We start from the raw sequence: 20,536 nt of genomic DNA, 5'->3' as shown, positions 1-20,536 counted from the left end.
TGAGGATTCAGCTAGGAACAAAAATTTATCTTTCTACTAAAGCCTCTTTCCTCATAGGGAGCTTAAGGCGACCGAGCTCATACCTCATTCCCATGAAAGATTTAATCAATAATTTGGATGCTGCTTATAAAAGACGTGCTCCTTTGCTAGGGGTTACCGAGGCTTTCCGCATTGTGAACGGGGCACCGGACGGTTTCCCCGGCTTGACGCTCGACAAGTTCGGTGACCGTTACCAGATTCAGTTTTTCGGTGATGAACTGCTCCGCGAAAAAAATGCTGTCGTTGCCGCCGTCGCAGAAAAGTTCGCGCCGCTGTGCCTTGTTGTAAAGGAACGCCTTTCCCGTTCGGGCAAGTCGCTGGAGAACCCGCCGATGGAAGTGGCGGTGGGGCGCGCGGAAGATTCTGTAGGCGTCGTTCGCGAAGGTTCTGCGAAATTCCACATCGATTTGCTCGACACGGTGAATCCGGGGCTGTTCCTCGATATGCGCCATATTCGCCTGGAGATGGGCGAGCGTGCGGCCGACCGCCGTATGCTTAATTTGTTCAGCTACACCTGCGCATTCTCGGTGCATGGTCGCCTGGGCGGCGCCGAGATTTCGACGAATGCCGACATCAGCGCGAAGATTCTGGACAAGGGCCGCGAAAACTATGCGCTTAACGGGCTCGAACCCAAGCAGGGCGAATTCTTCAGAGGCAATGCCGTTGAATACGTTCACTGGGCGCAAAAGAAGGGCCTCAAATTTGATTCCATTGTGCTCGACCCGCCGAGTTTTGCCCGCTTCAAGGGCAAGAATTTCAATGTGCGTGAACACCTGATGCCGCTGGTGGCCGACTGCGCCACGCTTCTGAACAAGGGCGGCCTCTTTATGGTGAGCTCCAATTATAGCGAATTTAATTTGTCTGCGTTCTCGCGGAATGCGCTTGCATCAGTTGCATCTGTTCATCCGAAAGCGAAAACGCTTTGGAGCAAGTCGCAGGACATCGATTTCGTCGGCTCCGGCCACACTAAAGACAGCTGCCTTGTGGCAACGCTTATTGAAGTGTAGAAGGTTTTCTTTAGCTCATTTTTAGCTCCGTATTCAAGGTCTTGCAAAACGAAGTGAAATTGTGTAATTTTAGTGCTAGATATATGATTAGCACGATGATGAGAGATGTTGAAAAGGCCAACTGGGAGTACAGTGGTGGCCTTAAGAAAGCCCGTGAAATCGCAAAGAATCTGCTTGAGCAGGGCGTTTCTATTGATGTAATCAAAAAATCGACTCAGCTTTCCGAAAAAGAAATTCGCGAACTTTAATTGCTTAAAAAAAAACTTTGCAAGGCGGTCAAAAGGCCGCTTTTTTCGTGTGTTGTCATCTAGAAACTTGTCTTCCTGGAGGCCGTAGGATCGACGGGATCCAAGTCGCTCCAATCCTGGTTGCATAAAGTATGTTATGCTGCTAAAAGTTGTATTATAATTTTAGCAGAGTCTTTGTATTAATCGTTCATTAGCCGATGGATTTCGGCTTTGACTTTATCGAGATCGCTGTTTGTAAGGATCGGAATCAGTTCGTTGATTTCTTCGACGGGCTTGTCCCACCACTTGAATTTTAACAGGAGTTCCGTCAGTTCTTCGTCGAATCGGTAGCGGAGTGTTTTGGCTGGATTCCCGACCACGACCGCGTAGGGTTCTACGTTGCTGCCGACGACGCTGTTTGCACCAATGATGGCACCGTCGCCAATAAAGTCGTAGTGGTGCATTACGTGGCTTCCGAATTCCGAGTCCGCGATATAGGTGAAATCCCTGACAATAATGTTCGGGTTCTTGATGGTGGGCTTGATGTAGATTTCCTTGTCGTAGCCCGCAATTGGATGCACCGTGTTCGGATTCGGAGCGCTCATGGAGCCTCTACTTGGCGGCGATGGTGAACATTCCGCTGCGCGGAATGTGAATTTTCCACGTAAGCAATTTCATCTGCTTGTCGTTCACCATGAGGTAGGGGTCCACGAGAGCGACACTCTTGGTGCCGGCGAAGTCCATGGCGGTGCCGGCGTTGTCGTCGAAATTCTTGCCCTTGCCGAACACCTGATAGAACAGCGGCTGGCCGAAGGTTACCATGATTTCGGGCTGAATAAAGTCCAGTTCCTTGGTAAGCATCTTGCGGAGCGCGGCTTCCAAAAGCGGCGCGAGCGGGCGTTCGGTAGACTTGAAAAAGTACGTGATGCCGATGTCGTTCTGATTGATGCTTAAGCTTGCGAAAAGGCGCGAAAGCATTTCGCCAACGGGTGTTCCGAAGAAGGTGTCGGTGCTTGTTGCAGAAATGTTTGCGGCCTCGGCCATTTTAATGGCGGGGAGCAGGAAAAGCAGTTTCGGCTTCGCGGGGCCCGCGTAGCGGGCAAGGGCTGTTTCCTTGGCGTACATGGCTTCGCCCTTGATGGATTCGTAGAATGCATCAAGGGTCTCGGCAGATTCAAAGGCGTGGGCACTGCGCTTGACGGTGCGTTCCGTCGGCATGTTGGCTGCGGGAATTGCTGAGGCCTTGGTGTCGACGGCGCCGAAGAGCGAAGGCGCAAATCCGGTGGTGTCCGGAATCGGGGCCTGCTGGATATCGGCAGAGGTACTGGAGGCTCCGGGGGTTGCACTGTTCGGGAATTGCGGCGGCAGGTTGCGCGGCACCGGGCGTACTGCGGAGGCTGCGGCCGGAGTCGGCGGAATGGGACGCGCGGCAACAGCCGGGCGTGTGGCAGGCGCGGGCGCTCCGGGTACGGCAGGCTTGCGCGTGAGTGTCCACGGCTCGTCTAGCAGAAGTTCCGCTTCGCCCAGGTCGATTTGTCCTGAAAGGTAGTTGCGCAGTTCGCTAAAGTCAAATTCGTCAGCCATTCAGGCGCTCCAGGCAAAAGTTCAAAATCGTCTCGGCCAAATCTACCTTCTCGCCCATGGCGAGCGGTGGAACGGGCTTGCCCGTTTCCACCAGGGCGAAGCGCACGCAGTCGCGGCCAAAGCCGGAATCGGCTGCCACGGGCGCATTTAACAGAAGTGCGTCGGCGCCGCTTTTTTCAAGTTTTTCGGCGGCGTGTTCTTCGAAGTGATCGGTCTCAAGTGCGAATCCGATGATCACCTGCTTATGAACGGCGGTTCCCGATGTGGAATCGGTGCGAGTCCTGCGGGCGGCAGTGCAGTCGCGTAGAATATTCGGATTCGGTACAAGTTCAATCGTCAGCTGGCTGCGGCTATCCTTGATTTTCTCGTCGGCGGCGTGGGCGGGGCGGTAGTCCGCTACCGCCGCGCAATGCACGACGGCGTCCGCAGAATCTAACCGCTCCATCACGGCGTCGTGCATGTCCCGGGCGCTTTTCACGCGGTTCACTTTCACGCCGCCCGGGAACGCCGCCTCCATCGGGCCTGCGACGACTTCGACGCTAAATCCGTTGGCGTAGAATACCGAGGCGAGTGCGACGGCAGTCTTTCCGCTGCTGCGGTTGCTGATGTAGCGCACCGGGTCAATGGCTTCTTCGGTGCGACCAGCAGTCAACAGGACCTTCTTGCCGTATCCGGGAAGAGTAGAATCTTTCGTCGGGTCAATGTCTTTTGCGACTGGGCAAGCTGGCGTGGGGGCGTTGCGGGGGACACCCCCGCACGAAGGGGTAGCGGAAGACGCGCAAGCGGCTGCAGCGAGGGGCAGACTTGCCCCTTCCAGCCATTTCACAATTTCCGCTGGTTCCATCAACCGACCTTGCCCGACTTCGCCACAGGCGAGTTCTCCCGCGGGCGATTCCAGTACGGTCGTGTTTTCAAAGCCGCGCAAAATCTCGAGGTTGCGCTTTACCGCTGGGGAATTGTACATGGCCACATTCATCGCGGGTGCAATCACGCGCTGGCACGTGCAGCTCATAAAGCAGAGGCTCACCGGATCGTCGGCGATACCGCAGGCGAATTTACCGATGACATTTGCCGTCGCGGGCACAACCAGGTAAAGGTCCGCCCAACGAGGAAAATCAATATGCTGGAAAGGACGCGCTTCGGCGGCACCGTTCTTCAGGTACACGGGGCACTTGCTGAGGCTTGCGAAAGTGAGCGGTGCCACGAATTCTGTCGCCGCATCGGTCATGCACACGCGAACTTCTGCGTCCTTCTTTTGCAACAGGCGCAACAGCTCGCAGCTCTTGTACACGGCAATGCCGCCCGAGACTCCGAGCAAAATTTTCTTTCCAGCGAGGTTCATACATTGAAAAATAGAAAAATGTACCGGAGCTTGTCTTTCAAGCGTTCCGAATGTCGCTATCTTCCCAAATCAATGAAAAAAATGGTTTTTGGGGTGCCCGAAAAGTCCGTTTTGGGAAATGTGTACCTATAAAACAGATGAATTGTCCTGTTTATAGGTATCAAATTCAATAAAAGTCTCTTTTTTCATGATGCTGATACCTATAAGATTTTTGTATTAGCATTTTTATAGGTCAATATAACGGCGCAGTTGTTGTGAGACAAAAAATCACCTTTCGTGAGACAAAACGAAAGATGATTTTGTTTTTTTAAGCCATAGCATTCCATAGTGTTGTCGAAATTGCGACAAATTTTTTGCTATACCCTGGTGAAATAGTTGCACTTTGGGTGCCACCATAACCAGTCCAATGAATTGTTAAATCGTCATTACCCACATTATGAACAATCAATTCGTCACCAGTTGTAGGAGTGTATTCAGTTAAATAAAAGTCCGTACTCATCCCAACATCCACTCCCTGGTGGCTGTAATGATCAGGAATTCTGAACACATCAAGTGACTTAGGTTCGTAATGAGTCAAATATTTTCCAAGAGTATCTTGAAGGTCATTGGTTGTAAGAGTGTCAGGAATAGCAATATTCCTGTTGATTCTACTTACAGATAGATAGTTAGTGAAGATTTTATGAACATTTAAAGTTTGGGAAATAACCAAAGACCCGTTGATGTTTCCGCCAGTTTTCGCCAAAAAAGTTACTGTAGCTTGATTCAAAGCATCTTCAATTGCCGCGCTAAATGATTGCAATCGATAGATGCCAAACCCATCGCCCGAAATATAATGAAGAAAACTAACGCCTTCAGGCAAATCTATTTCATCATACCAAGTATTACCATTAGCAGAGCACTTCATCTTTATGGTAATTTCGCCAATTGAGCGATTGTGCAAAACAGCCAAATGGTTTCCCTCGGCTCCATTCAAACCAGCCAAAAAAGGAGATTCAATGGTTACGGTGTAACCAGAACCCGAAAAATATATATTGTAATCTTTGTCCGAATTACAATTTAAAGTAGTTGCCTCACCAACACCCATTGGTTCCCATCCAGAAATAACATCTCCTGCAAGCATCAATCCCCCTCTGGTCTCTTTTACCGTAAAGGCTAGGTTGCCAATACGATATGTTGGATGGGTGGCTTGATTGAAGATTTGTGCTAGGAATCTAGGGTTGGAGTCTTCTTCATTTACGCGGACTTTACCTAAATATTCGATTCCTTCGGGAGTGGGAAGGTGTCCCACCTCCTCTTCGCCTTTTTCAAATGAAGGATTTTGGAGAGCGTTCAAGAATTCGGGGGTGATGATATCACCAGTTTTAAAGATCTTTTTGTTCATGTTCAACCTCGTTTTAATGGTAGTTTATTGCATCAGAAGACTGCATCATGCTGATATAGCGGTTCTTGCGTTCTTCGGTCAAAAAGTCGTTTTCAGGAATTTCGGCAAGAGCCAATGTTGCTTCGAAAAAAGCTCCCGCCAACAAACAGGAAAAAACCTCTGATAACGCTAAAAGGATTTCCCTTCCTTGTCCTGAAACACCAAATCTCATCGAATCTTCCCTAAAAATGGCGATAATATGAGATGCCAACTTTTGATTGTAGAGTATTCTGGATAGGTTATCGCCATTGACAGATTCGGCAACGAAAGTGCGTTCGAAGCTAAAATCTTTAGGTGGTTGAATCTCATCACCAAAAACATCTGTGTAGGTTGCTTCTGGGTTTGGGACAGCATTTTCGTCTTTAGAATAAAACTCAGCATCCATCCAGATGCATTTCCCATCAATACTGTAAATTTTGCTAATCATGACCTTACCTCACAATGTTGAATTGGATGTATGGAATGGAACCGTTGTTGTGCGTTGTTCCGGCAACACTATCGGGCCAATTTTCGGCACCATCCTGAATGAAGTTGTTGATAACTCCGGAAACAGCAGTATCACCACTCGCTGGAACTACGCTGCTAACCGATTTTCCAAGAAATCGACCTTGTCCATGTATTGCAACAAATACCCAATAGAACTTCTTTCTGACAATTTCTACAGGTTTGTCGAATACGATTATAGCGTTTTCGCCCAGCTCTTGGTTGACACAAGACAACAGCTTTGTTGCTCCGTTTAACGTTTTTGCGTCATTGCCAAAAATGGCAACATTAGCGCGATTGTCGCTATACGAGCTTCCTTCTATAGGAGAAAAAGCGATAGAGCCAATACTACCCGAAGGGAACTTGATTGGCGCGAACCTTACATCCAGCATCTGTCCGGCTGGAACATTCGATGCATTCACCTCGGTATCTGCCAAAACCTCTTCAAAAGGAACCGCTGGGGTAAGCAAGATTTCTCCGTCATCATCTCTAGTAATTCGGATGATAAGATCATTGTTTTCTTGCGGAGAACCAGGACGATTAACGATTTCCGCAGATAGTCCGGAGCCAAAACTAAGTTTATCAAAAAGATTCCCAGGAACAGCATCTGCGTCAGAAACTTTGATTTTACTATTTGCTAGTCCTGCAAGTTCAGAAAGTAGAATGCAAAAATTCTCCTGTCCGGCAAATCCGGCCAAAGATGCATTTGCGGCCAAGGCCTGAGCCAAGGTTTTTGTTTCCATTTGAGACATTTTTTTGTCTAAGGTTTCTTCGTTCATGTTTCGTTCTCCAGGAGAAGTTGATGTCCGTTTTCAAGAAGCAGGGCTCCGCCATCTTCGAGCAACAAGCGACCTGCAGGTGGCTGTTGGAATTTCCATTTAATTTGAGTAAACGGGATTTTCTGAGCTTCCAATGTCTGTATCAATTTGGTACAAGAAGATTTCAGTCTATCACATGTAACCGTCCAGGTGTATTGTTCATCCTGGTCGTATACTTCAAAGCCTGCTCGGCCAAGGCCCGCACGGAGCATCCTGGGCGGTTTTACAATATCGATATCGAAACCGATTGCCGCTGCAAGCGCCTTGTAATGACGTTCAGCAATGCCTGAATCCCTGTTGATAGTCTCTAAAAGGGCTTGGCGGCGAACTTCCAAGGAGCCGGAATGGCCTAATTCGTAGAGGTCTTCCCACCGTTCGAGAGTCGTTGTTGCTGAACCAGGAAAGATTTCACGGTAAACGGCATCGGCGCTTTCCAGGGCTCGGTCAAGTTCCTTGGCTACGGCATATTCCTCCGCATCCATCTGGAGCGGATAGAGCTGCGTAAGAGCCCTATAGTGCGGACTTTCGAAGGGATTTTCAACCATTACTGTACCACCAGGTCACCGAGAGTAAATTGTTCTGTTTTTCCAGACGGAATAGCGTCTGTTTGCTCCTGGTAGTCTCCGCCATTCTGCTTAACCTCGATTGTGGCATTGGTTCCACCATTTTTAAGGACATAGACCACAATCTGGGCAGGAATAAACAGGTCTCCAGGTTCAAGATCGGCGAAATACTTGACAACGTCTTCCCGGAACGCTTCTTCGTCCATGTTCTGCAATCCTTGTACCGTGACACGCAGGGAAAGAACTGGTTCGGTCGGGACATTTGCCCAGATTTCACGAGGTGCGACGGGGCCTTCGTATTCGCATTTTGCCCGGATAGCTTCACAGCAGCGCATCGAAAGTGAACTCGGACCCATCAGCATGAGAACCGTTCCCACGCCATAGTAGTTCTTGAGGCATCGGGATGATGTCGGGGCCTCATTTGAGTCACTAGGCACATAAATTTCGACGCCGAAACACTTGACCTCGTTCAGGGATTCCGTTTGCCAGCTTTCGAGCGCTTCGATTTCTTCAAGTTCTACCTTGACATACCTGGCAGAAACTTCGCTGAAATCGGTCATTGCCCACCAGTAGGCCGCATCAAGTTTACCCTGACGAGTCCATGCCTGGCCGTCATCGGAAGTAAATACGCCAAAGGTAGCCGGTCGGTTGGTAATAAAACCGAGACCAATTCCAAAGATTTTCTTCGAATCGCCCAAATCAATCATGACATTTTTTTCGGTGTCGCTGGAACCGCATGTAAACGCAATGCCCTCGCGATCGTGCGGCTTGACGGCATTGGCGGCACTCAAATTGGGCATAGTGCCCGTAATCATCGAGGATTCGAGCCCGATAGCCTTGCCAGTAGAAGACGCTTCAAGTGCCCAGCGTTCGTAGTCGCTAGGCTTGCCGCCGCTCTTCGGGTTACGAAGATACGACAGGATGAGTGTCAGGAGTTCGCTTGCGGTCAGGTTGCTGTAGTCCAGCCCACGGTCGTTTGCCCACTGTTCCAGGCTCTCCTGGTTCATCGTGGTCGGGAAAATCTGGTCAAGAGTCCAGTCCATCTGCTTGTAGAGGCCCCAGATGGCAGACGCAGCGGCCGCAAAACGGATATAATTTTCCGTTCCCTGGCTAATTTTGATAGTCGGGTTGTAGTTTTTCGCATCGACAATCATGCGCTGCAAGATTTGATCAACTGTTACGGACATCGCCGACCTCCACAAAACGCTTAAATTCAATCACATTGCCATTGTATGCGACACATACCACATGCACCAGGAGCTTGTCGGAATCGGCATAGGTGGCCGTCGATTCTACGCTTCTAAGGTGCTTGTAGTCCAGCATCCACTTTAGTGCCTCGGTGGCATAAGTTTCGGCTTTGCTCCTGGTGTTCTCGGATGCCACTTCACGGGCAAGTTCTTTGAAACGGTGGCCAAATTCAGGTTTCTTGTAAAATGAACCTTTTGCCACGGTAAGCGAAAGCTGAACTTCTTCTTTAATCTGATCTGTAGTCATTGTAAGGTCTCCGGGAATGGTGACGGGCTGGGTGGTGTCGTGGGCATGGTTTCAGTGACCGTGCAGACGGCGGTTTTCAAGACCGTTTCAATGGCCCCAAAAAGCTTCTTGTAGGGCTTTTGAACTTCCTGCTTGGAGGCCGCCTGTGCGTTGACCAAATTTGTGATGGCCGCCAGAACAGCCGCCTGGACTGCTGCAAAAGTCGGAACGACAGAAACGACGGCCACGCCACCATGAGACGGAATTCCAGGCTTCGGGAGCCCCTGCCAATAGGCGCAGAGCTTGGCGGCCATGTTGGCGGGTGTGCCGCTGGACGGGTCGAGCACCGAAAAGGCACTTTCTAGGAGAGACTTATCCCCACCAGCCGTAAGGTTCGCTCCGAGAATGATGCCGCCCTTGGCGTAGTCATCGTAGGCCTTGGCAAGCTGCGGGGCCACGCTTGTTTTGCCGTCGGCGGCTTTGACAATCCGGGAAAATTCGGAATCGAGAGTGTCCAAGTCAAGCATTTAGGCCCCCGTATCCTGCTGTGTAGGCGGTGCGGTTGGTGCACCGAGGTTGCCCACGTGAGTGTGCTGGTTGAAAGTATCGCGAAGTTTTGAGAGATTTCCGATCTTATCCTTAACTTCGCCATTGACACGCACATCGCCATCGATATCAAGACCGCTCTCGGCCTTGATGGCAATTGTGCCATCATCCTTGAGGATGATATAGTGTGCCTTTTCGCGGTAAATGGCCGTTTCGCCTTCCTTTATGGCGGGATGGTCCTTGCCGTCGCTTGCAACCGCAATGACAACGTTTCCAAATTGCAAGAAAAGGCACCGTTCACCAGCTTTGGGTATGCTGATGAAGCCGAATTGTTGCATCATCTGGCGGCCTTCAAATTCGATACCGTTGGCCTTGCCGCTGATACTGCGGAGCTTGCCTGCCACATCCTTGCAGCTGGTAACCAAACTGGTGAAAAATTTCATCATAACGAGCCTCCGGGCTGTAATTCAAGGCGGGTGCGCTTGCCCTCACTCCTGGAGAGCGTGAACGTGCGGCGTTTAATCAGATACGAGTCAACAGCACCGTTGTAATGGTCCTCTACGTCGCAAAAGGCGTTGATTGTCCAGGGAATACCGTTTTGCGAGTGCCCGGGCATCGTGTATTCGAGCTGGATTGCGGAAGCCTTTTCCGTTGCCAGCTGAAGTTCTGCGGTTTTCTTGGCAGGGCCCTCGTTCTCGTTCCAGTTTACCACAAGAGGGCGATAGAACGGGAAATCGTCATTTTTTACCGAGGCGGCTACATACTTGATGTCGCTATCGTCCTGGCTTTCGCCGATAACCTTGATAAGCGAGTGCTGACCGTTCAATGTCTCGGTGACAGACCCCTCGATATAGTCCATTTTCTCGCCATTTTCAAAGGCATGGATTCTGAAATCGGCCTTGTCACGTTCAACAGGCTTGTCAAAGACCAGGGAGCCGTCAGGAGACGCCCAAAAGAGAAAACCGAGCGAATTGGCCGCTTTCTTCAAGACATCAAAGACGCTATCTCCCGGAGAAAGCTCGACGAACTTGCGCTTGATTTTATCCTTGTCTGACCCGGAGTTGAAAACGAAATCTTTCCTGGAGAGAAACGGCAGGTCCTTCACAAGCCGTTCTGCCAGCTGGGGCAGCGTCCTTGGCAAAGTTCCAAACTTTGTCACGCTGGAGTCGGCTAGCACCGACGCCACCGATCGCCCCTCGATTTCCATCTTGGGCCCGCTGCGAGAAAGGGAACGGCGCACGGTATCGATAATCCCCGCCATGACGCACTTGCGGTTCACAAAGATTTGACACAGGTTGCCGCGGTTCATATCGTACTTAGAATCGCATTCGAACGAGAATGAGCCTTCCGGGGAATAGAGGTCCGCATCGATCGTGTAGCTCACGAACTTGTCCACGCGGGCTCTCCCTTTGGCATTCGCCACAAGCACGATGACTTCATCATTCTGCATAGACAAGCACCTCGCCTTTCATGAACGTGGGATTCTTGGCGTTATTCAATGCGCAAAGGCGTTCAGCCGCCTTATAATTCAGCTTGTTGTCCAGGGCAATCTTGTGGAGCGGTGTTTCGTGGGTCACGTTGATTGTCTTGGTGGTCATGTATTCCAGCTTGATACGAAGCACCGCATCCGACAGCGTTGCAGCCATTTTCTTGAGCCTGTAGGGGCTTACAGCCTGCGGAAGAACCTGTTGGATGAACTCCCTTGCCAAAGCTAACGTATCCTCAAGTTCATCGGGGGAAAGCAGATACGGTTCACTTTCCGAAGCCAGTTCGCGGCCTTCGGCATCGTCAATGGCGACTCGTTCAGCTGCAATCGATTCGCCCATCTTTTTCTCGTCATCAGAAATCTGCTTGGCTGTCTCCGTAGCGACAGTAGCGGCAGCAAGGGTCGCAAATGCAGCCCGAACGCTTGCGGGGGCACCATAAAGGGACGCCAACATCGATGAGGCGTTGGTGACCAAGGTGGCGGTAGATGCCCTGGATTTGCCCTTGTTGGAACCGGCCTTTCTGGCAAGTGTCACGAAAGAATCGCAGCATTCCTGGATAGCCTTTGTCAAGGTTCCTGACAGCGAGTCCATATAATCGATGGTCGTATTGATTGCATCGACAGGGGCCTTTATGGATTCAATTGTTCCCAGGAGTTGCCCCATGGCCTTGTTTGTCGCTTCGCCAAAGCTGCGGGCAGCATCGCCTAATGAGCCCCAAACATCGATAAGCGACCAGTCCGAAGAACCGGGAATATCGGGAACGCCGGTCTGTTGCATCGATACGGCGACACTCTCCTGGACTTCCAAATTGAGAGCCTGTGTTTCTTCAAAATTGGCGTCATACGGGTCCGTATAGCTCTGTGTGTCGGGCTGAATGTTCGAAATTTTGAAATCAAAGGTAAACTCGGCATATCGACGGCGACGATCATTGCTGAATGATACATTCTTGGGATAGCCGAAGAGAGAGCCGTGTTCCGGATGGAAAAGCTCTATAGGTTCCGGGAAAATGGACAAAAACCATTGCCGAAGCTGATAATAGTTGTTGTCGTAATCGTCGTTTAGCAGTACACAGGAGAATTTGAATGATTCCGGGTTTACACCCATGTCTTCAAGATCGGCACCATTCTTGTACGGGTAAACCGTTTCAGCAATGGAATGGCTGATTTCATCGCCTATAGAAACAAGATTCAACTCCCAAGGGCCAAGTGTTGGTTTTGCTTTATCTTCTGCCATTTAAGCCCCCCATCCCGGTGTCGTTTTTCGTCCGCTGACTTTGGGCGGCTTGCCCTTGTCGGTTTCGACGACAGCCTTGCCATTGGAATCCACATTGATAATGATATTCTGGTTCAAAGCCTGCATGTATTCCTGGGGCGACATCATTTTATCGCCCTTTTGAGCCGCGACAGCATTCTTCGTCAGCTGATTGTATAGCCGTAAATCGCCATAAAGCTTGTCAAGTTTCTTTTGTGACGGCAAGAAGCTGTTTTCTTCCTTTTGGATTTCGAGAAGGGTGTCCCCATGCTTCTTACTCCACCTTGCTGCTTCAGGCCCATACCGTTTTTCGAATTCTGCCTGGTTACGGTCTACCATGGCCCGGCTGTTGGCCTCGACATCGGCAACGACATTTCGCCATTCAGCAAATGCTGAAATAAAGTTGCCAATTTGTCCAACAGCCCATGTTGTTGCAGAACCTAAAGCAAACATTCCGACTTTCGTGCGCGCAATACTGTCTAACCAACCTCTTTGGGAAGCAAAATACTTGAATCTGCTCACTTCTTTAGTTGTTTGATTGAAGGTCTCCGCAGTTTGTTTAGCAGATTTCTGCACTGTAGAAAATCCGTCATCATCGTCCATATAGTTATTGCCTAAGCCGCCACCCATGTTGGTGACAAAAACTTTTTGAATGTCATTGGGATGAAACGGAATAACATTAGATGGTTGTTCGTTATGTTGCTGTTTAGAGGAAAGATTCTTAAAAAAATCAAATATTCCCTTTCCTGTTTTGTAACTTTTTACACCAATAAACGATAGTGCTGCACCTCCAAAAAGCAGTTTCAATAAAGTTTGATGTTCGCTCAGGGATTGCAACGCATTTGAAAGAGTATCAATAGGGCCAGCGAGATTGAGGTCCGCAAATTTTAATGCACTAGCCTTAATCTTTTCCATCGACTTGTCGAATGTTCGCGTCGCCCTCTGGTAACGGTTTTCGAGTTCGTCAGTGTTCGACATTCCTTTAAGGCCGGAATCGGTGATGGCCTTCATTTTGGTCCACCCCTTTTGGTAATCAGCCATAAGCGGGTTCAAGACCTTCATGGATTCGCTAGTAAGGCCTATTTGGGCTAGTTTCTTAGCATCCCCATTGACATATTCCATGATGTCGTCAATAATGGACTTCAAGTCGCGAACCTGGTTTTTCCCGTCCACCTTGTCAAAAATTTTGATTCCCTTCTTGCCAAGATCTTTCTGCTTGTCCTTCAGGTCTCGAAAAAGTGCTCCGATAGAGGTGGTGATTTCAGCTTCGCTTTTTATTGACGGGGCTATCGTCTGGAGCATAGCGCCAAAATAGGCGAACTGTTCCTCACTCTTGAGACCAAAAGCTGCTGCACTGGAAAATAGAGCTTTACCTTCCTGGGCAAACTTCTGGAGCGTAAAAGAACCCTGGTCACCCTGAATAATCAACGAATTGAAGTATTTGGATATTTTATCCATTCCCCAACCTACGTTCGCATTGATTGCAGACGAAAGTAGGGCCAAATCCTCCATTGAGGTGTTTGCCGCAAGGGAAGTCTTCGCAAGAGCAATTCCCATATCTTCGGAGAACTTAAAGTCACCAGTTATTTCGCCAACCCTCGAAATACTTGCAAGGATCGCCTTTGCATCGACTCCCGTCTGAATAGCCATATTATGCAGCGATTCGCGAAATACTTCCGTGTCCGCGTTGCTCTTTTTAGCAGCCATGCCGTAATACAGCAATTCTCTAGACAAATCACCAACCGCATTGACGGTATAATGAATGCCTCCTCCTATTAAGAGAGGACCGAGTATAGAGCCAATGTTCATATTACCGATAGATTTACCTACGGCAGATAGTGATGCTTTTGTAACACCAGCAAAGGATTTAACCGTGGATTTAGCCCTATTAAGTCCTGTATTGAGTCCGGCTGCATCAGCCCCGATTCGCAATGTGACTTCGTTATTCGCCAATTGTCTGCCATCCTTTGTCTTCTTCGTTGGGTTCCAAAAGCCCCTTCATCGCAAAGACAAGGAGCCACTGGGCATCAGTTATGCTTGCAACCGGGCAACCAAAGTACGCACTAGCTTCCAGGCCGTATTCAAGCTTACGACTTTCAATTGAACCTGGTCCGGCGTTTTTTTTAGCGTTTCAATGAGAGTTTCGATACTTTCGTCCGAAACTTCATCAAGGCTAGGGTCACATTCTTCCACAAAAGCATTGTATTCGTCGCAGAGTTTCTTCAGTTCGTCGGGGGTACAGAACGAACGCAGGTGCTCCGCAGAGCGGAAAATGCGTTTTCCCGTATCGACATTGTAGAAGGCCCGCCACATGCCGTGCGCCGCTTCTTGTTCGCGGTAATCAGCCTGATTGTACCATGCGACTTCAATGCCGTCGTGTTTGAACTCCAGCTGGTTATCGACCTTTGCCTTACGGGCGTCGGAGAGCGACAGCAGCCGAATTTCAATCTTGATGTCCGGCCTGCCCGGCCAACTCACGACACGCTTGACATCGTGGGAGGCCTTGATGCGTTCGATGAGTTCGTCGGGTTTATCTTCGCGGATAGCTTTTTCGAGTTCCGTCATTAGCTTACCTTGCGAGCGCGGGCATAGAAGTCGAGCTGGGTTTCCTTGGCGGTCTTGCCGTCAATGTCACCCGGAGTCTGTTTCAGGAGACGGCAACCGGTGAACACCACCTTCTTGCCGCCCTTGTACTGCACGACAACAGTGGCGTCGCTGGTTCCGGTCCAATCCCGGTCGGCACCACTGTCGGGCACGACGGTAAGCGAAAAACCGTATTTCGGCGGAACTTCCACCACGTCTTCGCCATCGGCGAGTTCCACGGTCTGGGCTTCTTCGATTTCGTTCTCCTTGAACTGCTTGAAGCCCGTAATCTTGTCGCCGTTAAGGACAACTGTAACTTGGGAAATCTTCATGGTTCACTCCTTAGTTGAGGTAAAGGTCGATGGTGGAATAGATCTGGTTCAGGCCAGGCACGACAGGAGCCGGAATCTGGCAGAGCATACGGCCCGGTTCATCCTTCGATTCCTCGGTGATGAACTGGTCTGCATACTGGTCAATGAAACGCAGAATCTGCACCGCTTCGAGACTCTTTGCCACGGCGATGTTGTCTTCGTTCAGGGCATCGGGCAACAGCTCGTGGATGACCTTGTTCTTGTACTTCACCTTGTGCATGGCGAGAATGGAGTCTCGGAAATAGTCGAGCGAGGCGATGACACCCGTGTCAATGAGCTTGGTGAAGCGGACGCCATCCTTGGTGCTGCGAGTAGTCACTGCACGGACAATGCAAAGCTCGCTATCTGCTTCCACCAGGGGAATCACGCCGCCATAAAGCAGGGCGTCCTGCTCTTCGCCGCTCCACTTGTCGGCAATATCCGGGAGACCGATGCCAGGAATCGGGAGCCCGTTCATGGGCTTGTTGGGCTGGGAATTGCTGGCAAAGATGGCGGCAAGGCCTGCGGCAATTTCCCAGGTAGTGGCGGGAATGGCGTTCTTGACTGCGGCAATGTGCAGGCGTTCGCAGTTGAAGTCGGTTGCAAGGGAAATGGCGTCGCTAGCCCCGTCAACGATTGTAGCCACAATGCCACGCTGGCCACGCTGTTCAAGCGGTTCGGCGGCCTGCATCAAGTGCGTCTTCAAGAGGGTCAAATTGGGCTCATCGGCCGTAGGGAGCACAATCAGGTGGAAACGTTCAGGGAAGGCCGCAGCAAGGGCGCTTTCCACGTCGATTTCGCCAGTTCCCGCAGTAAGAATCGGGTCTGCTGCCGTGATATCGGTGGAAACGACCTCGACCGAGACGTTCACGCCACCCTTGGCGGCAGAAACGTAGACACCGTTTGCCTTGGCGGTAAGGGTCACGACACCCGATGCGGCTTCTGCGGTAAACGGTGCGGCAGCTTCGGCATTCAAGGCGGTGGCGATGCCGTTGGCGACATCCTCGGCAGTATCGCCGATTTTCACGCCGACATTGACATTCTTACCGTTATAGACGACACGGACAAGGCCGCCAACGGTTGCAGCGGTTTCGCCGCTGGGGTTGGAAAGCGTGATGGTCCAGGTGGCGGGGGTTCCCTCAGTAGCCTTGTGGCGCACCAGGGTAATCTGGGCGTACTTCCAGGCATTCTTTGCGGCCCTGTACATCTGGTGGAGTACCGAACCGGCCCCGGCGAGAGCGAGGACCTCGCTTTCGTTGTAGACCGCCGTGGGCTTCGCCACTGCAAGGGTGCCGCCTTCGGCAATGTCGCCGACCAGAAGCACCTTCTGGATGTTCGCCGGGAGTCCGTTCGGGCCGGCAAAGTAGTTGTATTCCGAGTAGGAGCCCGGAATCATAGTTTCCGGGATGTTGTTGGTCAGTGTCATGGTGTTTCTCCGTTATCAAAGTTCACTTTGGATGTAGCGAGTTCCTCGTGCGGCTCCTCTTCGCTCTTGAAGGAACTCCAGATAGAAAGCAGGTTGCGGTAGCTTGCTTCTTCTGTTTCAGGCGTCAGCGTGTACGCCGTTTCAAATTCAATTTCAGCTTCCAGGATCTTGTCGATAAGATGTTCTGGGGTGGTCGTTTCTTTCCAGTTCTTGGCATTCAGCGGCTCGATGTCAAGGCCAAGGTTGTTACCTTGCAGCTTGCCTACCACATACTTGACTGCAGGGTGCAAAAGCTTGCGGCGTTCAACTTCGTTCGCAACATTCTTGAACACCAGGTAAACGATAATTTTGGAAGTCACTTTCAGCTTGTCGGTAGAGTCCTCCGTTTCATAGCTGCCCGATACGACGGCTGCGGAAAAACCCGGGCGCGAAAGGACCGTTACGACGGAGCCAATTTCAACAGCCTTAAACCAAAAGGCATCTCTTTCCTTCGCAGGAGTCTTGCCATTCTCACCGCAAAAGAGTTGATTTATCTTTTCTTCGATATCGAAATCGGTCATAGGGACCTCATGGATTCAAGCGAGAAAATGGCAGGCCCGCCATCCAGCTTTGAAGAGACCTTGAAGCTGGATTCATCGACGGGGCCTATTTCGTCCATCCCTATGGAAACTTCACCGTCGGCGATTCGCTTCAGGAGGGCTATGGCGTTATTGTAGCGGAGCTTCATCCCTTCGGTGATGTTCATCTCCGTCAGGCGCTCGTAAAGGTTGTAAATCGTCAGGTCAACGCAAATCATGCGAAGCACTCTCGGAATACGCGGGAGCGGCAACCTGAAACGCTTGCCTATATAGGCGTCAATCAGGGTAGAACTTTCCTCGATGGCCTTGACCACGATGTTCTCCTTGATTTCACCGTCGGCATTTGGCGTGAGGTCGTCGGTGACCTCCACCAAACGTGCATCAGGCACGTGCCCCCGTATATCGTCGAGAGTGCAGTAGTTCATCAGCTTTCCTTAGGCGTCCTTGAGAACGTCCTTGAGGAGAATGCCAGCACCAGGAGCGGTCACCAGTTCAGCCTGGTAGAAACCAGCCTTCACGATTTCGCCGCCCTTGAGACCAATATTCTTGTCTTCGATGACTTCCACGTAGCGTTCGCCGACCTGGGCAGTCATACCCCAGGCAAGACCTTCCTTCAAGTCGGAAAGTTCTTCCTGGTAGTGTGCGAAGATGTTTTCGCCCCAGCAAGAGGTGAGATCGGGCTTCTTCGGGTTCTTGCGGGTGTTCACGCGGGCCTGACCGACGATGATGCGGTCAACCTCGAAGAGGTCGGCAATCTGTTCGCGGGTAGCGACACCGGAGCCGTTGTTGGTGGGCCAGATGGCGTTAATCACGGACTTGTCGGTACGCAGCTTGTAGAACACCTTGGAACTCATGCCAAGCACGTTCGGACGCACAAGGGCGGATTCCATCATGTCCATAATCAGCTCGAAGATGTTGGAACCTTCAGCACCGATCTTTTCAGAAGCAGAAAGGGTCTTGACCTGCGAGGATTCATAGTTGGCTGCATCTTGAACGATTTTCGCGATGCGGATTTCACGATCCAGGAGAATACGGTCAATCAGGTTTTCAATCGTCTTGTTGACGAATCGGTCCTTGTTCTTCACCTGGTCAAGGTCTTCGTAGGGAACGGGAGTCTGCAAGCCGTAAGCCTTGGCAAGCCCCGGAATCTCTTCACCGCCAAAATACACGACATTCGGAGCGGACATTCGGCCCACCTGGGTATCCTGGGCACCAAATGCGTCGCCCATGTTCCTGCGGAAATACTTGAATGCGAGTTCGTTACCGTCAAGCTGCTTGATTGGCATCACCTCGTCGGCAATCAGGCGACCGTTCTTGAATGCGGTCACAAGGCCGGTCTGCTGTTCGCCAATGGGCAGGATGGTGGCAAAACTTGCGCCTGCGCTACCAAAGCTCAGCGAATCGACGATGAACTGCGGAACGCCGCAGGCGGTAAGCGCGTCGCCACCTGCAAAGGCGCAGACGGTAAGCGCAAAGGTGATGAGGAAAAGAGCGATCTTGGTCATTTTCTTCATGGGTTATGCTCCTTCGTTGGGATTTTCAGGTTCAGTGGGTTCGGTGGGCGTTTCGCCACCTTCAGTTCCACTGGTTTCAAGTTCAGTGTGTTCGTTAGGCGTTTCGTCGCCAGCGGATGCCGTCGCAGCAGAACCGGCGCAGTCCACCTTGATGCGGACCACATCGCCTTCGGAGCCCGAATCAAGGGCTACGATGCCGGATGCACCTTCGGCAGGAACACCGCGACCTTCGGCATCGGAAGAGAGTGCCTGGCCGTAGGTCACGTCGGCACCCAGTTCCACATGGCCGATACCGACGTGCTGCACATCGACGCGGTTGCCTTCCTTGACATCCACATCCATGGACACGCCAAGCACGGCATCGCCGGAACCTGCAAGTTTAACATTGCCTTGGGCTTCGCCAGCCTTGACGAAGCGGAAAGCGGGGACGGCGGTTTCCGCCGTAAAGTTGAGGATATTGCCCTTCATCAGGTACTCCTTATTGATTGTAACATTCTTCCGCAGCTTCGGCGAAACTGAGCTTGCGCCCCTTTGCCAGCTGTTCATCGTGATACTTGCCGATGCGTACCGCCGCAGACTCCGAGCTAGGAGCCGCCGCGGGCGCAAATTCACCGAACTGGACAATCTTCGGTAAGGATTTTACCGTGTCGCCCAGAACCTGCATCGGGTTCATTCGTTCGTCGCCTTCGCCAAAGCAGCCTTCGCCATCAACAGGCAAGGCCTGCATAGCGCCAAAGACCTTCATGAAGCAATCCTTCATCGCCTGGTTGCAACGGCCTTCGGCAATGGCATTGTCTAAAGTCTCAGAGAACGCCGCACCGGCTTTTTGGCGCTGCGACGCAAGCTTGTCGGCCTTGAGCGCCTCGTTTTCAGCCTTGAGTGCGGCATTCTCTTCGCTCAACCGCGTCGCCTCGCTTGAATTACCTTCCGGGATAGATTCGGTCGGTTCGTTACGAGGGGGCGTTGTAGGCTGAGGATTCTGATTCCCGTTCTCCAGCGAATCAGAACCGTCGGTATTCGGTTCACCGAAAGAAGCTGTGGATTCCGCAGGCTTTTCCACGACAGGCTTCGGCTGTTGCGGGAAGTCCTTTGCGTCCTTCAAGACGCTTTCGATTTCTTCGATGTCCTTGATGGCGTATTCCGGGAAAACCTTGTCGGCAGCCTCAATGCCATCCTTCTCGATAAGCTGTTCGCGCTGGCTGCGGAACATACGTCCAATGCCGCTCAGCTTGTACACAAGCGTTTCAAAGACACTGCGAGGCACCAGGCGGTCCCATGCGAAAGGCTCTGCAAAGACGCACACGTCCTGCTCTGTAACGCCCTTGTCGGCTTCAGCAAACATTCCTTCACCGAAACACAGCGGGGCCATACCCTTCATAGCAGGGCCAACCGCACCGAGAGCGCCCAGATGCCGCAAGCCTTTTTTCAAGTTGCTGTAAATGGCTGCGGAAAGATACTTGAAGCCGCCCTTCTTCACCTCTTCGGCAAAGTCCGGGTTCACATCGTCAAGCTTTACCTTCAGCACGTTGTCTTCCACCTTGGAATCGACGATCGAGGCTACACGCGGATCGTCAAGTTGCGGGTGGCCCTTGACCATCGGCGGCTGGTAACCGGCGTCAAGCTGGTTGTGGATACCTTCGTTGAGGTCGTTCAAGTCCGATTCGCTGAACTCGTGTTCCTTGCCTGCCATGTCGGTCACCTTGCCTACCTTGAAGGCTTCGACCCACGGTTCCTTCAGATCAATCGATTTCAAAACTTTCTTGTTCATGGCTCCAAATTTACCCGATTGGCCGCGAAAAAGGGCATGACACTGTCATGCGCTTTGTCAGTGATTTACGGCTACAT

24 protein-coding genes are annotated in these 20,536 nt (G+C 51.3%); 2 read left to right on the top strand and 22 right to left on the bottom strand.

Annotated features, from left to right (window positions below; translation table 11 throughout):
• Positions 1-92: 92 nt before the first annotated feature.
• Complete coding sequence (locus Q0P86_RS03000) at positions 93-1,046, top strand: class I SAM-dependent methyltransferase (protein ID WP_295037348.1); 954 nt, start codon at positions 93-95, stop codon at positions 1,044-1,046.
• 83 nt (positions 1,047-1,129) lie between these two features.
• Positions 1,130-1,294 (top strand): hypothetical protein, encoded by a 165-nt coding sequence (locus Q0P86_RS02995; RefSeq protein WP_295037346.1) that lies wholly within the window; start codon positions 1,130-1,132, stop codon positions 1,292-1,294.
• A 179-nt stretch (positions 1,295-1,473) separates the two neighbouring features.
• On the opposite strand, the gene Q0P86_RS02990 is transcribed toward Q0P86_RS02995, so the two are convergent.
• The 22 genes from Q0P86_RS02990 to Q0P86_RS02885 form a co-directional block, all read right to left on the bottom strand.
• Positions 1,474-1,878 carry a hypothetical protein gene (locus Q0P86_RS02990; RefSeq protein ID WP_295037344.1) on the bottom strand — a complete coding sequence of 135 codons (405 nt, stop codon included), beginning with the start codon at positions 1,876-1,878 and terminating at the stop codon, positions 1,474-1,476.
• A gap of 7 nt (positions 1,879-1,885) precedes the next feature.
• Complete coding sequence (locus Q0P86_RS02985) at positions 1,886-2,857, bottom strand: hypothetical protein (RefSeq protein WP_295037342.1); 972 nt, start codon at positions 2,855-2,857, stop codon at positions 1,886-1,888.
• Positions 2,850-4,199 (bottom strand): phosphopantothenate--cysteine ligase family flavoprotein, encoded by a 1,350-nt coding sequence (locus Q0P86_RS02980; RefSeq protein WP_295037340.1) that lies wholly within the window; start codon positions 4,197-4,199, stop codon positions 2,850-2,852. The genes Q0P86_RS02985 and Q0P86_RS02980 overlap by 8 nt, the downstream gene beginning before the upstream one ends.
• Before the next feature lie 307 nt (positions 4,200-4,506).
• The gene (locus Q0P86_RS02975; RefSeq protein ID WP_295037338.1) at positions 4,507-5,580 is read right to left on the bottom strand and encodes a hypothetical protein; all 1,074 of its coding nucleotides are present in this window, start codon (positions 5,578-5,580) and stop codon (positions 4,507-4,509) included.
• Positions 5,581-5,593: 13 nt separating this feature from the next.
• A complete protein-coding gene (locus tag Q0P86_RS02970) occupies positions 5,594-6,046 on the bottom strand; it encodes a hypothetical protein (RefSeq protein WP_295037336.1) in 453 nt (150 codons plus the stop codon).
• A 4-nt stretch (positions 6,047-6,050) separates the two neighbouring features.
• Complete coding sequence (locus tag Q0P86_RS02965) at positions 6,051-6,881, bottom strand: hypothetical protein (protein WP_295037335.1); 831 nt, start codon at positions 6,879-6,881, stop codon at positions 6,051-6,053.
• Positions 6,878-7,465, bottom strand: coding sequence for a putative phage tail protein (locus tag Q0P86_RS02960; RefSeq protein WP_295037333.1), 588 nt, complete (start codon positions 7,463-7,465; stop codon positions 6,878-6,880). Before Q0P86_RS02960 ends, Q0P86_RS02965 begins: the two co-directional genes overlap by 4 nt.
• Complete coding sequence (locus Q0P86_RS02955; protein ID WP_295037331.1) at positions 7,465-8,670, bottom strand: hypothetical protein; 1,206 nt, start codon at positions 8,668-8,670, stop codon at positions 7,465-7,467. The genes Q0P86_RS02960 and Q0P86_RS02955 overlap by 1 nt, the downstream gene beginning before the upstream one ends.
• Positions 8,654-8,977 (bottom strand): phage GP46 family protein, encoded by a 324-nt coding sequence (locus Q0P86_RS02950; RefSeq protein WP_294111915.1) that lies wholly within the window; start codon positions 8,975-8,977, stop codon positions 8,654-8,656. The genes Q0P86_RS02955 and Q0P86_RS02950 overlap by 17 nt, the downstream gene beginning before the upstream one ends.
• Entirely contained in the window at positions 8,974-9,483 is a 510-nt protein-coding gene (locus Q0P86_RS02945) for a hypothetical protein (protein ID WP_294111914.1), read from the bottom strand. The genes Q0P86_RS02950 and Q0P86_RS02945 overlap by 4 nt, the downstream gene beginning before the upstream one ends.
• On the bottom strand, positions 9,484-9,948 hold the full coding sequence (locus Q0P86_RS02940; RefSeq protein ID WP_295037329.1) for a hypothetical protein: 465 nt from the start codon (positions 9,946-9,948) through the stop codon (positions 9,484-9,486).
• Entirely contained in the window at positions 9,945-10,952 is a 1,008-nt protein-coding gene (locus Q0P86_RS02935; RefSeq protein ID WP_295037327.1) for a phage baseplate assembly protein, read from the bottom strand. The genes Q0P86_RS02940 and Q0P86_RS02935 overlap by 4 nt, the downstream gene beginning before the upstream one ends.
• Positions 10,942-12,222 carry a DNA circularization N-terminal domain-containing protein gene (locus Q0P86_RS02930; RefSeq protein WP_295037325.1) on the bottom strand — a complete coding sequence of 427 codons (1,281 nt, stop codon included), beginning with the start codon at positions 12,220-12,222 and terminating at the stop codon, positions 10,942-10,944. The genes Q0P86_RS02935 and Q0P86_RS02930 overlap by 11 nt, the downstream gene beginning before the upstream one ends.
• Complete coding sequence (locus Q0P86_RS02925; RefSeq protein WP_295037324.1) at positions 12,223-14,193, bottom strand: phage tail tape measure protein; 1,971 nt, start codon at positions 14,191-14,193, stop codon at positions 12,223-12,225.
• Between the two features lie 78 nt (positions 14,194-14,271).
• The gene (locus Q0P86_RS02920; RefSeq protein ID WP_295037322.1) at positions 14,272-14,805 is read right to left on the bottom strand and encodes a hypothetical protein; all 534 of its coding nucleotides are present in this window, start codon (positions 14,803-14,805) and stop codon (positions 14,272-14,274) included.
• Positions 14,805-15,155: a hypothetical protein gene (locus tag Q0P86_RS02915; protein ID WP_173346909.1), complete on the bottom strand. Its 351-nt coding sequence runs from the start codon at positions 15,153-15,155 to the stop codon at positions 14,805-14,807. Before Q0P86_RS02915 ends, Q0P86_RS02920 begins: the two co-directional genes overlap by 1 nt.
• A gap of 10 nt (positions 15,156-15,165) precedes the next feature.
• Positions 15,166-16,599 (bottom strand): phage tail sheath subtilisin-like domain-containing protein, encoded by a 1,434-nt coding sequence (locus Q0P86_RS02910; RefSeq protein ID WP_295037317.1) that lies wholly within the window; start codon positions 16,597-16,599, stop codon positions 15,166-15,168.
• Entirely contained in the window at positions 16,596-17,159 is a 564-nt protein-coding gene (locus tag Q0P86_RS02905) for a hypothetical protein (protein ID WP_295037315.1), read from the bottom strand. The genes Q0P86_RS02910 and Q0P86_RS02905 overlap by 4 nt, the downstream gene beginning before the upstream one ends.
• Positions 17,156-17,602 carry a DUF1320 domain-containing protein gene (locus Q0P86_RS02900; RefSeq protein WP_295037313.1) on the bottom strand — a complete coding sequence of 149 codons (447 nt, stop codon included), beginning with the start codon at positions 17,600-17,602 and terminating at the stop codon, positions 17,156-17,158. Before Q0P86_RS02900 ends, Q0P86_RS02905 begins: the two co-directional genes overlap by 4 nt.
• Positions 17,603-17,611: 9 nt before the next feature.
• A complete protein-coding gene (locus Q0P86_RS02895) occupies positions 17,612-18,691 on the bottom strand; it encodes a hypothetical protein (protein ID WP_072807706.1) in 1,080 nt (359 codons plus the stop codon).
• Between the two features lie 3 nt (positions 18,692-18,694).
• The gene (locus tag Q0P86_RS02890; RefSeq protein ID WP_295037312.1) at positions 18,695-19,159 is read right to left on the bottom strand and encodes a hypothetical protein; all 465 of its coding nucleotides are present in this window, start codon (positions 19,157-19,159) and stop codon (positions 18,695-18,697) included.
• 10 nt (positions 19,160-19,169) lie between these two features.
• Positions 19,170-20,459: a hypothetical protein gene (locus tag Q0P86_RS02885; RefSeq protein WP_295037310.1), complete on the bottom strand. Its 1,290-nt coding sequence runs from the start codon at positions 20,457-20,459 to the stop codon at positions 19,170-19,172.
• Between the last annotated feature and the right edge of the window lie 77 nt (positions 20,460-20,536).

Source organism: uncultured Fibrobacter sp. (assembly GCF_946062555.1).
Lineage (GTDB): Bacteria > Fibrobacterota > Fibrobacteria > Fibrobacterales > Fibrobacteraceae > Fibrobacter.
The sequence above is the reverse complement of the archived record's forward strand: the minus strand, read 5'-3'. Positions and strand labels throughout refer to the sequence as shown.

Excerpts from the sequence above, each read along its gene's own strand:
- Q0P86_RS03000 (WP_295037348.1), top strand. The coding sequence starts at position 93 with ATGAAAGATTTAATCAATAATTTGGATGCTGCTTATAAAAGACGTGCT.
- Q0P86_RS02995 (WP_295037346.1), top strand. The coding sequence starts at position 1,130 with ATGATTAGCACGATGATGAGAGATGTTGAAAAGGCCAACTGGGAGTAC.
- Q0P86_RS02990 (WP_295037344.1), bottom strand. The coding sequence starts at position 1,878 with ATGAGCGCTCCGAATCCGAACACGGTGCATCCAATTGCGGGCTACGAC.
- Q0P86_RS02985 (WP_295037342.1), bottom strand. The coding sequence starts at position 2,857 with ATGGCTGACGAATTTGACTTTAGCGAACTGCGCAACTACCTTTCAGGA.
- Q0P86_RS02980 (WP_295037340.1), bottom strand. The coding sequence starts at position 4,199 with ATGAACCTCGCTGGAAAGAAAATTTTGCTCGGAGTCTCGGGCGGCATT.
- Q0P86_RS02975 (WP_295037338.1), bottom strand. The coding sequence starts at position 5,580 with ATGAACAAAAAGATCTTTAAAACTGGTGATATCATCACCCCCGAATTC.
- Q0P86_RS02970 (WP_295037336.1), bottom strand. The coding sequence starts at position 6,046 with ATGATTAGCAAAATTTACAGTATTGATGGGAAATGCATCTGGATGGAT.
- Q0P86_RS02965 (WP_295037335.1), bottom strand. The coding sequence starts at position 6,881 with ATGAACGAAGAAACCTTAGACAAAAAAATGTCTCAAATGGAAACAAAA.
- Q0P86_RS02960 (WP_295037333.1), bottom strand. The coding sequence starts at position 7,465 with ATGGTTGAAAATCCCTTCGAAAGTCCGCACTATAGGGCTCTTACGCAG.
- Q0P86_RS02955 (WP_295037331.1), bottom strand. The coding sequence starts at position 8,670 with ATGTCCGTAACAGTTGATCAAATCTTGCAGCGCATGATTGTCGATGCG.
- Q0P86_RS02950 (WP_294111915.1), bottom strand. The coding sequence starts at position 8,977 with ATGACTACAGATCAGATTAAAGAAGAAGTTCAGCTTTCGCTTACCGTG.
- Q0P86_RS02945 (WP_294111914.1), bottom strand. The coding sequence starts at position 9,483 with ATGCTTGACTTGGACACTCTCGATTCCGAATTTTCCCGGATTGTCAAA.
- Q0P86_RS02940 (WP_295037329.1), bottom strand. The coding sequence starts at position 9,948 with ATGATGAAATTTTTCACCAGTTTGGTTACCAGCTGCAAGGATGTGGCA.
- Q0P86_RS02935 (WP_295037327.1), bottom strand. The coding sequence starts at position 10,952 with ATGCAGAATGATGAAGTCATCGTGCTTGTGGCGAATGCCAAAGGGAGA.
- Q0P86_RS02930 (WP_295037325.1), bottom strand. The coding sequence starts at position 12,222 with ATGGCAGAAGATAAAGCAAAACCAACACTTGGCCCTTGGGAGTTGAAT.
- Q0P86_RS02920 (WP_295037322.1), bottom strand. The coding sequence starts at position 14,805 with ATGACGGAACTCGAAAAAGCTATCCGCGAAGATAAACCCGACGAACTC.
- Q0P86_RS02915 (WP_173346909.1), bottom strand. The coding sequence starts at position 15,155 with ATGAAGATTTCCCAAGTTACAGTTGTCCTTAACGGCGACAAGATTACG.
- Q0P86_RS02910 (WP_295037317.1), bottom strand. The coding sequence starts at position 16,599 with ATGACACTGACCAACAACATCCCGGAAACTATGATTCCGGGCTCCTAC.
- Q0P86_RS02905 (WP_295037315.1), bottom strand. The coding sequence starts at position 17,159 with ATGACCGATTTCGATATCGAAGAAAAGATAAATCAACTCTTTTGCGGT.
- Q0P86_RS02900 (WP_295037313.1), bottom strand. The coding sequence starts at position 17,602 with ATGAACTACTGCACTCTCGACGATATACGGGGGCACGTGCCTGATGCA.
- Q0P86_RS02895 (WP_072807706.1), bottom strand. The coding sequence starts at position 18,691 with ATGAAGAAAATGACCAAGATCGCTCTTTTCCTCATCACCTTTGCGCTT.
- Q0P86_RS02890 (WP_295037312.1), bottom strand. The coding sequence starts at position 19,159 with ATGAAGGGCAATATCCTCAACTTTACGGCGGAAACCGCCGTCCCCGCT.
- Q0P86_RS02885 (WP_295037310.1), bottom strand. The coding sequence starts at position 20,459 with ATGAACAAGAAAGTTTTGAAATCGATTGATCTGAAGGAACCGTGGGTC.